The following is a 14,307-nucleotide window of genomic DNA, read 5'->3' as shown; positions in this document are numbered from 1 at the left end:
TCAACAAAGAAGACGCAAGCACCGATCGCTTCGGGCTGACATCCCTCAGATGCACACGAATCCCCTTCTCCTGTGCAGTGCGGCATAGCGGGACGTCCCAGCTTGCTGCACGCGATTTGGCCTCATTTCACCGCAGCCAGATGGCGCGGCGCATTGCCCTCCAATGGCTCTTCAAGCAGCGCCATCGCGGCATCGACGCCGCCGGCACGATGCGGCACGCCGGCCGCACGCAGCCCCATCTCGACACCGCTCAGCGCAGCCATCAGGGTCAGCGCGTTGCACTCGCCGAGATGGCCGATGCGGAACACCTTGCCCGCGACCTTGGACAGACCCGAACCGAGCGACATGTTGTAGTTGTCGAGCACGACCTGACGGAACTGATCCGCGTCATGGCCCGGCGGCATCAGCACGGCGGTCAGCACCGGAGAGAAATCCTTCGGCTCCTGGCACAGCACCTCCAGGCCCCAATGCTCGACGGCGGCGCGGGTCGCGGCCGCAAGCCTGAGGTGGCGCGCGAACACCTGATCGAGACCCTCCTCGAGCAGCATCGCAATCGCTTCACGCAGACCGTAGAGCAGGTTCGTCGCCGGCGTGTAGGGGAAGAAGCCGTTCGCGTTCAGCTTCAGCATGTCTTCCCAGTCCCAGAACGAGCGCGGCATCTTGTTGGCCTTGGCAACAAGGCGCGCCTTGTCCGAGATGGCGTTGAAGCCGAGCCCCGGCGGCAGCATGAAGCCCTTCTGGGAGCACGACACGGCGACGTCGACCTTCCACTCGTCGAATCGGAAGTCGGCCGAGGCGAGACCAGAAATCGTGTCGACCATCAGCAGCGCCGGATGCTTGGCGCGGTCGATCGCGGCGCGCACCTCGCCGATCCGGCTGGTCGCACCGGTCGAGGTTTCGTTGTGCACGACCATCACCGCCTTGAGCCGATGACCGACGTCGGCAACCAGCTTCTCCTCGATGACGGCAGGATCGACGCCACGGCGCCAGTCGCCGGGAATGAAATCGACCTCGATTCCCCACCGCGCCGCCATCTGCCGCCACAGCGTGGCGAAGTGACCGGTCTCGACCATCAGCACCTTGTCGCCCGGCGACAGCGTGTTGACGATGGCGGCCTCCCAGGCGCCGGTGCCCGAGGACGGATAGATGACTACCGGGCTCGTGGCCTTGAAGATCGCCTGCGAGCCACCGAGCACCGCCTTGCCGAGTTCGGCGAACTCGGCGCTGCGGTGATCGATCACCGGCATGTCCATCGCCCGCAGCACCCGCTCGGGCACCGGACTTGGGCCCGGAATATGCAAGAAATGACGGCCTTGGGGACGGGTCACGACAGAGCTCCGGGCGACGACGGCATTCTGGCACCAATGATTGCATTCAATTATTCAGCATGCAAGAGATTAAACGTATTCACACACAAGGTCGACCACATCTGTAACTATCGCTACAATGGGGTGAAATGAATTCCACGATTCCCGATATCGAGACGCCACCATTGGCAGATCCAAGTGGTCGACCTGCGCCTGCGCGGGACGAGACCTCGCTGCATGACGAGATCCTGGCACGGCTGCGCGACTACATCGTCGAGGGCCACGTCGCCGACGGCGGCCGCCTGTCCGAGCGCCAGCTTTGCGAAATGCTGGGGGTGTCCCGCACTCCCTTGCGCGAAGCGCTCAAGGTGCTCGCGGCCGAAGGCCTGGTCGAGCTGCTGCCCAATCGCGGCGCTCGGGTGCGCCCGCTCAGCGCCGCCGACATCCACGAATTATTCGACCTGATGGGAGGCCTGGAAGGGCTCGCCGGCCGCCTCGCCTGCGAGAAGATTTCGGATGAAGCGATCGAAAAAATCGAGCAGTTTCATCATGATATGTACGGGTTTTACATGCGGCAGGACATGCAGGGCTATTTCCGCATGAACCAGCTCATCCACCGCGCGATCGTGGATGCCGCCGCCAACGCCACCCTTCATGCGACCTATGAGAGCCTGGCGGGCCGCATCCGGCGGGTGCGCTTCTCGGCCAATTTCGCCCGCAAGCGCGAACGCTGGAGCGAGGCCATGCGCGAGCATGAGATGATCCTCGACGCCCTGCGCCGGCGCGCCGGAAGCGAGCTGTCCGACATTCTGTTTCAACATCTGCGCAACAAGGGCGCGGCCGCGATCGCCTACTTCGGCGAGAGTCAACCGCCAACGGCGGGAAGTAAGCCGGACAAGGTCGAATGACGCCCAGGATTGCGCAAATTTGCATGCAATCAGATTAACGCATTTGCGGAAATGAATGACCGGGGCTCAAGAGCGCCCGCCAGACGACAGCCGGGCCCGACCAGGGATCACCATGCCGAACGCCAAAGCCGGTCCGTCCAGGCTCGAACAGAAGCTCCGCGCCGAGATTGCAGGCGGCGTCTTCTTCGACCGCTTCAGCCGTGGCCGCTACGCCACCGACGCCTCGTTCTACCAGATCATCCCGGCCGGCGTGGTCGTGCCGCGCACGATGGACGAGGCACTGCGTACGCTCGCCCTCGCCCGCGACGACGGCCGCATCGTCACCCCGCGCGGCGGCGGCACCTCGCAATGCGGCCAGACCGTCAACGAGGGGATCGTCGTCGACTTCTCCAAGCACCTGAACCGCATCGTCTCTCTCGACGTCGAGGCTCGGACCTGCGTGGTCGAGCCGGGCATCGTGCTCGACGACCTCAATCGCCAGCTCAAGCAGCACGGCCTGTGGTTTCCCGTCGACGTCTCGACGGCGTCGCGTGCCACGATCGGCGGCATGGCCGGCAACAATTCCTGCGGCGGCCGCTCGCTGCGCTACGGCACGATGCGCGACAACACCATCGCGATCGACGCGGCGCTCGCCGACGGCACGCTGGCGCATTTTGGCGAGGTGCCGCGAGACCTTCGTGACGTCAGCGCGCCGGACAGCGCTCACGTGCTGTTTCGCGACATGCTTGCGCTGGGCGAGCGCGAGGCCGCGGAGATCGCCGACAAGTTTCCCAAGGTGCAGCGCCGCGTCGGCGGCTACAATCTGGATGCGCTGACGCCGCGCAACGCCGCCAACAACCTGGCCCATCTGCTCGTCGGCTCCGAAGGCACCCTCGCCTTCTCCACCCGCATCGAGCTCAAGCTGTGGCCCCTGATCCGCACCAAGGTGCTCGGCGTCTGCCATTTCGGCAGCTTCTACGCGGCCATGGACGCGGCTCAGCACCTTGTGAAGCTGAAGCCGATCGCGGTCGAACTGGTGGACCGCACCATGATCGGGCTTGGACGCGACATCGCGATGTTCCAGCCAGTGATCGCCGCCGCCGTGCGCGGCGACCCCGACGCCATCCTGGTGGTAGAGTTCGCCGAAGAGACAACGGACGAGAACCTCGCCAAGCTGAAGCAGCTCTCCGAGTTGATGGGCGACCTCGGCTTCGCCTGGAGCAACGAGCCGCGCAAATGGGGCGGCGTGGTCGAGATATCAGACCCTGCCCTGCAGACCGCGGTCGCCGACTTCCGCGCCGCCGGCCTCAACGTGATGATGTCGATGAAGGAGGCCGGCAAGCCGGTGTCGTTCGTCGAGGACTGCGCCGTGCCGCTGCCGCATCTCGCCGACTACACCGCACGGCTCAACGATGTGTTCGCGAAGCACGGCACGCGCGGCACCATGTATGCGCACGCCTCCGAAGGCTGTCTGCACGTTCGCCCGGTGCTGAACCTGAAGCTGGAGAAGGACGTCAAGGCGATGCGGGCCATCGCCGAGGAAGCCTTCGCCATGGTGCGCGAGTACAAGGGATCGCATTCCGGCGAGCACGGCGACGGCATCGTGCGCTCGGAATTCCACGAACAGATGTTCGGCAGCCGCATCGTCGCCGACTTCAAGGAGGTCAAGCAGCGCTTCGACCCCGGCAATGTGCTCAATCCCGGCCGCATCGTCGATCCGCCCAAGATGGACGACCGCTCGCTGTTCCGCTATCCGCCGGACTATCGCATCGATGATCTCAAGACCGTGCTCGACTGGTCGGCCTATCCCGGCGCCGCCGGCGGTTTCCAGGGCGCGGTCGAGATGTGCAACAACAACGGCGCCTGCCGCAAGCTCGACGGCGGCGTGATGTGCCCGTCCTATCGCGCCACCCGCGACGAGAAGGATGTCACGCGCGGCCGCGCCAATACGCTGCGGCTCGCGATCTCCGGCCAGCTCGGTCCCGGCGCGCTGTCGTCTGACGAGATGATGGAAACGCTGAAGCTGTGCGTGTCCTGCAAGGCCTGTCGCCGCGAGTGTCCGACCGGCGTCGACATGGCCAAGATGAAGATCGAGGTGCTGGCAGCGCGGGCAACGACGCATGGTCTTACGCTGCGTGACCGGCTCGTCGCCTACCTGCCGCGCTACGCCGATCTCGTCGCCCGCGTCGCGCCGCTCGTGAACCTGCGCAATCATGTTGCGCCCCTGCGCGTGCTGATGGAGCGCGTTGCGGGCATCAGCGCCAAGCGCAAGCTGCCGGCCTTCCGCACCGACACCTTCCGCGTCGAGGCCGACGCGTTCGGTCCGGCTGATGGCCGTGAGGTCGTGCTGTTCGGCGACACCTTCAACCGCGTCTATGAGCGCGAAAATCTCGACGCCGCGCTGCGCGTGCTGATCGCGGGCGGCTACCGCGTCTACGTTCCCAAGCCCGCCGATGGCGGCCGGGCGCTGTGCTGCGGCCGGACGTTCCTGTCCGCCGGTCTGGTCGACGAAGCCAAGTCCGAGCTGCAGCGCCTGGTCGAGACCTACGCGCCGTTCGCCTTGCGCGGCGTGCCGATCATTGGCCTCGAGCCGAGCTGCCTGCTGACGCTGCGCGACGAACTGCTGTCGCTACGCGACGATACCGCCGCGAAGACGATCAGCGCGCACGCGCTGCTGCTGGAAGAGTTTCTGGCGCGCGAGGCAGAGGCCGGACGGCTCGCGCTGCCGCTCGCCCCCCTGCCCGGCAAGGCGCTGCTGCACGGCCATTGCCATCAGAAATCCTTCGCCGCCTTCAAGCCTGTCGAGCAGGTGCTGCGACTCATTCCGGAGCTCACGGTCGAGACCATCGAATCCTCCTGCTGCGGTATGGCCGGCGCGTTCGGCTATGGCGCGGAGACCTACGAGGTCTCGCTGCAGATGGCGGAGGCGTCGCTGCTGCCTGCGGTACGCAAGGCAGAAGCTTCGACCTTCATCGTCGCCAACGGCACCTCCTGCCGCCACCAGATCCAAGACGGCGCCGGTCGCGGCGCCGTGCACGCTGCGCAGCTCCTGGCGATGAGCCTGGAGCGGACGCAGATGCGTTCTTGATTCACGAGGTCGGAACGCCGCGGAGCATGATCTCAATGTTCGTCATTGCGAGGAGCGAAGCGACGAAGCAATACAGACCTTTTCTTTCACCCTGGATTGCTTCGCTTCGCTCGCAATGACGGATGACCTAGCCAACTTGGCATCACAAAGCACAAGGACACCGACATGGCCGATCTCTCGCTCGACACCGCCCGCAAGATCCTCGACGCCACGCTCGCGAAGGGCATCGAGAAGAAGTTCAAGCCGCTCGCTGTGATGGTGCTCGACGCGCGCGGCTGCCTGAAGGCCGCCGCCGCGCAGGACGGCACCAGCCTGATGCGGGCCGAGGTCGCGCACGGCAAGGCCTACGGCGCACTCGCCCTCGGCCTCGGCTCCCGCGCCCTGTTCCAGCGCGCCCAGGAGCAGGCCTATTTCATCGACGCCGTGAACACGCTGGCCCAGGGCCGCATGGTCCCGGTGCCCGGCGGCGTGCTGATCATGGACGGCACGACGCTCGTCGGCGCCGTCGGCGTCTCCGGCGACACTTCGGACAATGACGAGATCTGCGCCGTCGCCGGCATCGAAGCCGCCGGCCTCAAGGCCAATCCGGGCTGAGCTCCGGTCGCACCGGCAAGGCTCAGCGAGCTTTTCTGTCCCACAATCTCCGGGGGGGCTGGCCTGCCCTCTCGGAGCCTGATGGATCGCGCGTCGAAGTCCACGGCTCCGATAACGGCTGACGGAGAATTCATTCGGCCGGCTTGACCGGCCCGAAACATTGCCGGCCGCAGCACGTTTGTACGACGGGGCGCGTGGAGAACCGGACATGCCTCGCAGACCAGCTCGCACCATCATCATCACGGGCGCCTCCGCCGGCGTCGGCCGCGCCATCGCAAAACGCTTCGGCGAGGCCGGCGACCGCGTCGGCCTGATCGCGCGTGACGAGGATGCGCTGCGCGACGTCCAGCGCGAGCTGCAGGCGCGGTTTGCCCATGCCGAATACGAGGCGGTCGATGTCGCCGACGCGCAGGCGCTGTTCGAGGCCGCCGAACGGCTCGAGCAGCGCCTGGGTCCGGTCGACATCTGGATCAATGACGCCATGGAGACGGTGTTCTCGACCGTGGCCGACATCACGCCGGAGGAGTTCCGCCGCGTCACCGAGGTCACCTATCTCGGCTTCGTGCACGGCACGATGGCGGCGCTGCGCTCGATGCGCCGGCACGGCGAAGGCCGCATCATTCAGATCGGCTCGGCGCTCGCCTATCGTGGCATTCCGCTGCAGGCGGCCTATTGCGGCGCCAAACATGCGATCCGGGGCTTCACCGACTCGCTGCGGGCCGAGCTGATGCACGAGCGCTCAGGCATCACGCTCAGCATCGTCGACCTGCCCGCGGTGAACACACCGCAATTCGACTGGGCTCGCGCGCACCTTGCGCATACGCCACGACCAATGGGCCGGCCGGTGGAGCCCGAGGTGATCGCGGACGCCGTCTATCGCGTCGCCGACGGCGGCTTCCGCGAATATTGGATCGGCTGGCCGACACTGCTCACGATCCTCGGTAACGCCGTCGCGCCCGCTTTGCTCGACCGCTACCTCGCTGCCAAGGCGATCGCCGGGCAACAGACCGACGTACCACTGGTGCCCGATCGCACCGACAATCTCGACCGTCCCGTGACGCGCCTACACCGCACCCGCGGCTCCTTCAGCCAGGGCGCGGCGCAGCGGGCGATGCTCGTGCCGGGGGATGTCGCGCGCGCGGCGACCATTGCGCTCGGCGCGGCGGTGTTCTTCGCGCTGGGCGCTGTGATGAGCCGGCGGCGCTGGCGCTGAATTCGTCACGACCCGGCCGCCCTTGCGTGCCAACTGTGATCTGAGCTTCTCTATGGCGCGGCTTCCACACGGCGAGGAGCGCCTCCATGACCATCGAGAGCATCAGCGCGATTACGATTGCCACCCACGACATGACGCGCGCGGTCGCGTTCTATCGCGCGCTCGGCTTCGACGACATCGCCCATGGCGGCGCCCACACGTCGTTCACGAGCTTCCGTGTGGGCTCCGGCTTCCTCAACCTGATCGCCATGTCCAGGGAGAAGCAGTGGAGCTGGTGGGGCCGCATCATCTTCCACGTCGCCGATGTCGACGCCGTCTACGCCAAGGCGCTGGCCGCTGGCTTTGCCCCCTCGACCACGCCCTGCAATGCCGAATGGGGCGAGCGCTATTTCCACCTCACCGATCCCGACGGCCACGAACTGAGCTTCGCGCGGCCGCTCGGACGGTGAGTTAGCCGAGTTCGAAGGTGGTGACACCGAACACCCGGTCGATCCGGAGCGGCGGGATCGGCCCGGTGTACATGCGCGCGGTCTCGAACACCGGCTTCAGGCCGAGGCTCTCGGCGAGCGCCACCGCCTCCGGATTGATCGCGGGCACGTCGAGGAACACCTCGGAGTCGCCGGCTGCGCTCAGCAGCGCCGACACCACGGCCTCGGCATCGGCACGCTTTTCCGCAATCAGCGGACCGATTTTGTAGCCCGCACGGCACGGACGGATCACACCCCAGGCGGCTAACGTACCGTCGCGGATCAGCGCCCGGCCGACATGACCGGGCGTGTCGATCCAGGCCCGCAGGAATGCCCGGCGCGGGGCGGGAAATACGGTCGCATCTGACGCTTCGATGTCGGAAAGCGGCACATCGGCAAGAGCGACGATACCTGATCGATCCGCCGATTGCAGCAAGGCGGCGGATCGTCCCCCGTAGCGGATATTGGCATACGCGTAGCTGAAGCCGGATTTCCGATAGTTGTCCTGCTGCGCGACCACGCCATCGAGTCCGACAATGCGCGATCCCGCATGCGCCATCGCCGCCTGCCAGAGCCGCAAGCCGTAGCCGCGCCCGCGCAGCTCGGGACGCACCATGTAGAATCCGAGAAAGGCGAACCGGTCGTCATAGTTCACGCAGGACACGGTCGCGACCGGCACGCCGTCGCGCTCGGCGACGAGGAAGCCGTCGGGGTCGACCTCTGCGAAGCACGTCGCATCGGACAACCCGGGATTCCACCCCTCGGCTGCCGCCCAGTCGATCGCGAGCCCGATCTCGTCCGGCCGCATCGGCCGGATGTGCAGGCCATCAGCGTCGGGATGTCCGGCGGATCGTGTCATGTTCCCCTCGATCCGAATGCCGCACCATCCGTCAATTATGACGCCGCGCGAACCTCAGGGCAACCTACGCGGCCAATACTGCTGTGAGGTTTCAGTCTCGAATGATGATCGTCCAAGCACGCTGTTCATCTGCTGCAAGGACAAGCCAGGCGGCACTCAAATGTGCGCTGCGCATTCGCAGCCAAATGATAGGCAGGTCTCGATGAGACGCTGATCGCCTCGCGCATCCGCTGTCCGGATATCTTTCCCCAGATAGAGCTAGAATTGAACTTTGATGTGCCCCTCGATCGAGTGATCCTGGCTGCTCCTCGAAAGATTGCCGCGATAGGACACTCCCATGACAGTATTGGCGCTTGTGCGCAGATCCAGGGCGGTCTGCACCAGGGCGGCATCCCGAGCGAGCGGCAGCCCTGCAATGTCAAATGCAGCGCCGGTGCTTCTGAAAAGCAGGTGGTCTTCCGGCTTGAGCTGGCCGAAACCGTGTTGCCAAGCGAGCGATGCTGACGGCTTGAGCGCCATTCCGTCCGATAGTGCAATCAGCGCCGATGCGCGCGCCCCGATCGCCGTATAACCTACGTCCTCCTCGCGCGATGAGCCGGAAAGTGCGGCGACGTCACCGGCCTCATCGAAGCCATTGGTATGGAGATGGATCCAGGACCAACCTGCAAATGGCTCCACAAGAGCATCCGCGAGGTTCAGATCATACCCAATCTCACCAAATATTTGTGAGCCGAACGCGCCATAACGCCCGGTCGCCCGTTCGAGAAAACCCGGATAGCTGATCGAGCGAGCGCTCCCAATGGTGCTGAAGCTCAGAAGTGCCCCCGAGCGGACGTTCCAGGCACCCACGTCAAAGCCAGTATAGACGGCTAGATATGCGCTATCGATATCGGCCGAGCTCGCACGGGCATCGATGCTCGTCCTCGAATTGGTGTAGCCGACCGCGACGCCTGCCCGCCAGTTGTCGCCCAGCCGCCCATCTACTCCGCTGAAGAAACCGCTCAGGCGTCGGCTCATACCAGCAGCACTGCCGTCACCATGAGCCGTGCCCCAAGCCCCCACTCCCTGAGCCCACCAGCCAATATCCCGCGATGTGGACGCGTTGGCCGACGACGGAATGCTGCCGGTGCGGAGAATGCGCCTGTCCGTATCGGCGGCGTAGGCCAGATGCTTCGGCGAGGATAGATCGACATCGCCGTAGATCACGGCTGGACCACCGGAGCCGAAACTCGCAAACGGCCCAAAACGGTCCTCAAAGGAAGTTTGACGCAAGCGTCCGAGGACGGCGTCCCGGGCGAAATGACCGTCTTCGACGAGGGACGTCCGTGCGCTGGCATGAAGTTCGCCCGACAGCGCGTCGAACGCCTGTTGCGCGCCGGGCGCTGTCTGGAAGATCACGCTGCCGAAGAGCCGGCTATCCGGCGAGCTTTCCTGGAGAGCGGTGGCTACGGCCAGCTGGTTTGCCGTCCGCGCGACGCTCGGAAAGAACGTCGACTGGGTCAACGAGAGGAACACGTTGTTGGCATCATAACTCAGGCTGGGAAACAGGAACGCAGAGTTGCTGCTCACCCCAGAGAAGGCACCACTAATGCCATCGGCGGCATTGAGGATATTGTAGGTGGTACGGAAGGCATAGGCACCGTTCTGCGGCAGGACGACGACATTGCCATTGAGTCTTGCCGTGCCGGTCGCCACGATCCGGTCTGCCGCCCCGGACGCGTTGGTCTCGACTTCGTAGGTGGAGCCAGAGGCAAAGGATACGTCGCCAGAGACATTAAGCGTCCCGATCGCATTGCCTGGAGAAACGACTCCCCTGCTCGCGACAGCGAGGCCGCCGATCGTGCCATTGCCCATGAGCCGGGCCCCGGAGTTGACGAACACGGTCGATGCGAGCTCCCCTGTGACGTCTAGTATCCCGCTGTTGATGAACGTCGGGCCTGTGTAGCTACTGTGCCCGCTCAGGACGAGCGTGCCACTGCCGTTTTGCTCGAGGGCACCAGAGCCTGAGATCGTTCCACCGAAGGTGTAACCGTCGGAATGATTGAAGGCCAAGATTCCGTTGTCGATCACGTCGCCGACGATCGAGCCGCTGGTACCGCCATTGCCGAGTTGCAGTGTGCCCGCGCTGACGATGGTGCCGCCGGTATAAGTGTTCGCACCGGAGAAGATGGTGGTGCCGGAGCCAAGCTGTTGGAATGTCCCGGTGCCCGAAATGATGCCGCCGAACGTGTAGCTGTCGGAACGATTGATCGCAAAGATGCCGTTGTCAGTGACGTTGCCGCCGATCGAGCCGGCGCTGCCGCCATTCCCGAGTTGCAGCGCGCCGCTATTCACTGTGACTGAGGTGTTTGGCATGTTTCCGTCGACCTCAAGCAGGCCGCCATTCACGGTAAAGCTGGAGATGAGCGGAGTGGTGCCAGTAAGCGTCCAGTGGCTGCTGCCCTCCTTGAGAAACGTCCCGAAGCCCTGGTATTGCAGGCCGGCACCGATCGTTGCGACGTTGAAGCTCGCTGTACCAGTGCCGCCCAGTGCAAGGGTGTCGCTGCCGCCGCCGAAAACGTTGCCGTTGATCGCAGCGGTTGGATAGAGCTCAAGCCGGTTCGCCGAACCATGAAACCGAACGGCGCCGCCCGCACCGCCATCTAGCGTACCGGCCACAGTGAGAGTGGTAGGGCTGACGACGAAGCTCGATGTATCAATGGCGAAACCATCCGCTCCCGTACCATTCGAGGTCACGTGGCTTCCGGCGCCGATCGTAATCGCAATTGATCCGCTCGTTCCGCTTCTCGCATATATGCCCGTCGTATTGGTTCCTGTGACGTCGCCAGCGACGGCGATCTTTACCGCGCCATTGCCATCGCTCCGCGCGAAGATGCCGCTCTCCTGGCCGCTCACGGTAGTTCCGGCGGCTGTGGTCACCGTGACATCTGCGTTCCCTCTCGCGAGAAGAGCGAAATCGCTGCCGGTCGTGCCGGCGGCCGTGACGTCACCGTTGACCGTCACGGTCGTCGATCCAGTGCCGTAGTTGCGGCTCAGAATTCCGTAGCGCGCGCCGCGGACGTTGGAGCCTGCGCCGGTTGTCACGGTCAGATCAGTGCCGAAATTGATCGCCACGATTCCCCGCGATACCGAGGTTGTGCCCGTGCTTACGACATCGCCGTTGGTCGTGATGCTGAGCGCGCCGGTGCCCTGGTTGCGGCCCCGAATGCCGTAGTTGAGGGCGGTGATATCACCGTTGGTATTCACTGTGATGCTGCCCGGAACGCCGGCTGTCGTCGTCATATTGAGTCCGTTGCCGGCGGTCGCAGTAAACGGAGAGAAGTTCGTATCGGTGTATGAAAGGTTGCCGGCGCCGGTGATCGTCAGAGCATTCGAGGAGACGGTCGTAATGCGGAATCCCGATAGCGCAGTCACGTGAGCGTTGGCGCCCGAAATCGTCTGGGCGGTGCTGGCCGCCGAGCATTCCCAATTGGAACCGCCCACATTGGCGCAAGCAGCGTAGACCCGGCGGCTATAGCCGAAAACTGCGCCCACCAGCATCGAAGACGACAGCACCAACTGCCGGCATGGAAACCTGTCGGACAAGCGCCGCCCTCCTCCTTTGGGCTGGGAAACTCAACCTTTATATGTCAAGAATTACTGGACAACCAGAAGATGATGGCACATCGACCAAAAAGTCTTAAGCCGTTCCCGTCTTTCGAGGCACTCTCCTAGGCCGCGCTGAAGAGGCCTGCCTCTTGTCGGGTTCACCGCCGTTTGGAGAAGCATCCATGGGCCGTCGTGACGACGTACCGACATTCGAATCAAACGAGATTCTGCCAGCCGATCGAACTTGCGTACGCCTTCCCGCGGAACAGGTTGGCCAGGCCGGCAGTGAAGCGGTTCGGTATTCCATGTCACCCGGACTGCCCGGATTTCTTGGTTCTCAGCGCATCGCCATCGCGGGTTCGTCCTATCAATCCGGCAAATTCTATTTCCTGGGTCAGAATGCCGACGGCGGGCTCTTGGTCCACGAGCGCCTCTTTCACAAGGCCATGGGAATCTGCGTCGTGGACAGCGATACGATCCTGCTCGCCACGATGTTCCAGATCTTGAGATTCAGGAACGTACTTGCGCCCGGGCAGCAGATCAACGATCTGCACGATGCCTGTTATGTCCCGCGCCAGATCTTCACCACTGGCGAGCTCGATGTTCATGACGTGGGGATGCTGAGCGACGGCCGCATCGTCTTCGTCAACACGCTTTACAATTGTCTTGCCTCTACATCGGAACGGCACAGCTTCACGCCGCTGTGGAAGCCTTCCTTCATTTCGAAGATCGTCAAGGAGGACCGATGTCATCTGAACGGACTTGCCATCGAAGACGGCGCCCCGCGCTACGTTACGGCGATCAGCAGATCGGACACCGTCGACGGCTGGCGCGACCGTCGTTCCGATGGCGGCATCGTCATCGACGTGCACTCCAATGAGATAGTGATCGATGGTCTCTCGATGCCTCATTCCCCTCGGCTCTATCGCGGGAGATTGTGGGTGCTCAACTCGGGCACGGGGGAGATCGGATGGATCGAGCGTTCAGCAGCCGGCGCGACGTTCCACGTTCTGGCATTCTGTCCCGGCTTCGTGCGCGGGCTCGCGTTTTTCGGCAACTATGCCTTCGTTGGCTTGTCGAAACCTCGCTATGAGCGTTTCGAGGGTCTCGCACTGGATCGCAGGTTGGCCGAAACCGATTCTGAACCGTGGTGCGGAATCCAATTGATCAATCTCGACACCGGTGCCTGCGAAAACTGGTTTCGGATTGATGGGGCGGTAGCCGAATTCTACGATCTGGGCGTTGTGCCAGACGTGATACGACCAATGGCGATCGGCTTCGCCAACAATGAGATCCTTGATCTCGTCACCCACGATCCGATGGATCCCGCTCAGAGCGCTTGGCCTGTGCATGAACGAGCGCCGGGAATTGGGTCCCCGAGGCGCGCGTAAAGCTGCGCGCTAGCCGAGGAACGAGCGATGCTCCGCCTTCGCGGAGCATGACAGCTGGAACAACAGAGCCGCCGTCAAGCGATCCACCTGCCGCGCGCTACTTCCCCGGCCACACCGGCTTGCGCTTCTCGGCGAACGCCTTCAGGCCTTCCTTGGCGTCCTCGGTCATCGCCAAGAGCGCGATCTGGCTTTCGAGATAGGCGATCGCCTCGTCGAACGACATCGACGCGATGGCGCGCATGGCGTATTTGCCGCGGCGGATGGCGGTCGGCGACTTGTCGACGATGCGGCCGATCAGCCACTCGATCTTGGCATCGAGCTCGGCGGCGGGAACGACATGGTTGAGCAACCCCGCAGCCTGTGCAGCCTTGGCATCGAACGGCTCGCCCGTCAGCGCCCATTCGTTGACGAGTCGCGGTGGCGCGATGCTCTGCAACAGGCTCAGCACCTGCATCGGGAACACGCCGACCTTGACCTCCGGCAGGCCGAAGATGACGTGATCGGCCGCAACCGCCATGTCGGTCATGCACAACAGCCCCATGCCACCGGCCATGCAGACGCCGCCGACGCGCGCGATCGCGGGCTTGGTGGCATTCTGCGACAGCCTGAGCAGATCGGCGTAGTCGACATTGGGGCGGGAGAAATCCATCGCAAAGGCCGCGCCCGAGTTCTGCAGGTCGGCGCCCGCACAGAATGCCTTGTCTCCCGCGCCGGTCAGCACGATCACGCGAACCTGCGGATCGTCATGCGCCTTGCGATAGCCGCGCGAGATCCCGGCGATGACGTCACCATTCAGCGCGTTGCGCTTCTCTGGACGATTGATGGTGATCCAGAGGGCCTGCCCGCGCTTGTCGAGAATCACGCTGTCGTCGGTCATCGCCTTGCCCGTTGCTTGATGTTGGATGCGAGATTG

At 64.1% G+C, this 14,307-nt stretch carries 10 protein-coding genes; 6 read left to right on the top strand and 4 right to left on the bottom strand.

Annotated features, from left to right (window positions below; all coding sequences use genetic code 11):
* Nucleotides 1-122 precede the first annotated feature (122 nt).
* Nucleotides 123-1,328, bottom strand: coding sequence for an alanine--glyoxylate aminotransferase family protein (locus QX051_RS18070; protein WP_315777062.1), 1,206 nt, complete (start codon nt 1,326-1,328; stop codon nt 123-125).
* Between the two features lie 128 nt (nt 1,329-1,456).
* On the opposite strand from QX051_RS18070, the gene QX051_RS18065 reads away from it, so the two are divergent.
* From QX051_RS18065 to QX051_RS18045, 5 genes are all read left to right on the top strand, one after another.
* Nucleotides 1,457-2,215 (top strand): GntR family transcriptional regulator, encoded by a 759-nt coding sequence (locus QX051_RS18065; RefSeq protein ID WP_315739015.1) that lies wholly within the window; start codon nt 1,457-1,459, stop codon nt 2,213-2,215.
* A gap of 112 nt (nt 2,216-2,327) precedes the next feature.
* Nucleotides 2,328-5,282, top strand: coding sequence for an FAD-binding and (Fe-S)-binding domain-containing protein (locus tag QX051_RS18060; protein WP_315777061.1), 2,955 nt, complete (start codon nt 2,328-2,330; stop codon nt 5,280-5,282).
* A gap of 165 nt (nt 5,283-5,447) precedes the next feature.
* Complete coding sequence (locus tag QX051_RS18055) at nt 5,448-5,876, top strand: GlcG/HbpS family heme-binding protein (RefSeq protein WP_315777060.1); 429 nt, start codon at nt 5,448-5,450, stop codon at nt 5,874-5,876.
* A gap of 208 nt (nt 5,877-6,084) precedes the next feature.
* Nucleotides 6,085-7,089: an SDR family oxidoreductase gene (locus tag QX051_RS18050; RefSeq protein WP_315739019.1), complete on the top strand. Its 1,005-nt coding sequence runs from the start codon at nt 6,085-6,087 to the stop codon at nt 7,087-7,089.
* Nucleotides 7,090-7,175: 86 nt separating this feature from the next.
* The gene (locus QX051_RS18045; protein ID WP_315756116.1) at nt 7,176-7,538 is read left to right on the top strand and encodes a VOC family protein; all 363 of its coding nucleotides are present in this window, start codon (nt 7,176-7,178) and stop codon (nt 7,536-7,538) included.
* A gap of 1 nt (nt 7,539) precedes the next feature.
* On the opposite strand, the gene QX051_RS18040 is transcribed toward QX051_RS18045, so the two are convergent.
* Together QX051_RS18040 and QX051_RS18035 are read right to left on the bottom strand one after the other, a co-directional pair.
* Nucleotides 7,540-8,415, bottom strand: coding sequence for a GNAT family N-acetyltransferase (locus QX051_RS18040; RefSeq protein WP_315777059.1), 876 nt, complete (start codon nt 8,413-8,415; stop codon nt 7,540-7,542).
* Between the two features lie 258 nt (nt 8,416-8,673).
* A complete protein-coding gene (locus QX051_RS18035; protein ID WP_315777058.1) occupies nt 8,674-12,000 on the bottom strand; it encodes an autotransporter domain-containing protein in 3,327 nt (1,108 codons plus the stop codon).
* 185 nt (nt 12,001-12,185) lie between these two features.
* On the opposite strand from QX051_RS18035, the gene QX051_RS18030 reads away from it, so the two are divergent.
* Nucleotides 12,186-13,394 (top strand): TIGR03032 family protein, encoded by a 1,209-nt coding sequence (locus tag QX051_RS18030; protein ID WP_315777057.1) that lies wholly within the window; start codon nt 12,186-12,188, stop codon nt 13,392-13,394.
* 97 nt (nt 13,395-13,491) lie between these two features.
* Here the strand turns inward: QX051_RS18030 and QX051_RS18025 are convergent, their stop codons facing one another.
* Nucleotides 13,492-14,271, bottom strand: coding sequence for an enoyl-CoA hydratase/isomerase family protein (locus tag QX051_RS18025; RefSeq protein ID WP_315777056.1), 780 nt, complete (start codon nt 14,269-14,271; stop codon nt 13,492-13,494).
* Nucleotides 14,272-14,307: the final 36 nt, after the last annotated feature.

The sequence above is a fragment of the Bradyrhizobium sp. SZCCHNR1053 genome (genome assembly GCF_032381235.1).
Taxonomy (GTDB): domain Bacteria; phylum Pseudomonadota; class Alphaproteobacteria; order Rhizobiales; family Xanthobacteraceae; genus Bradyrhizobium.
This window is presented reverse-complemented; position numbering and strand designations above follow the sequence as displayed.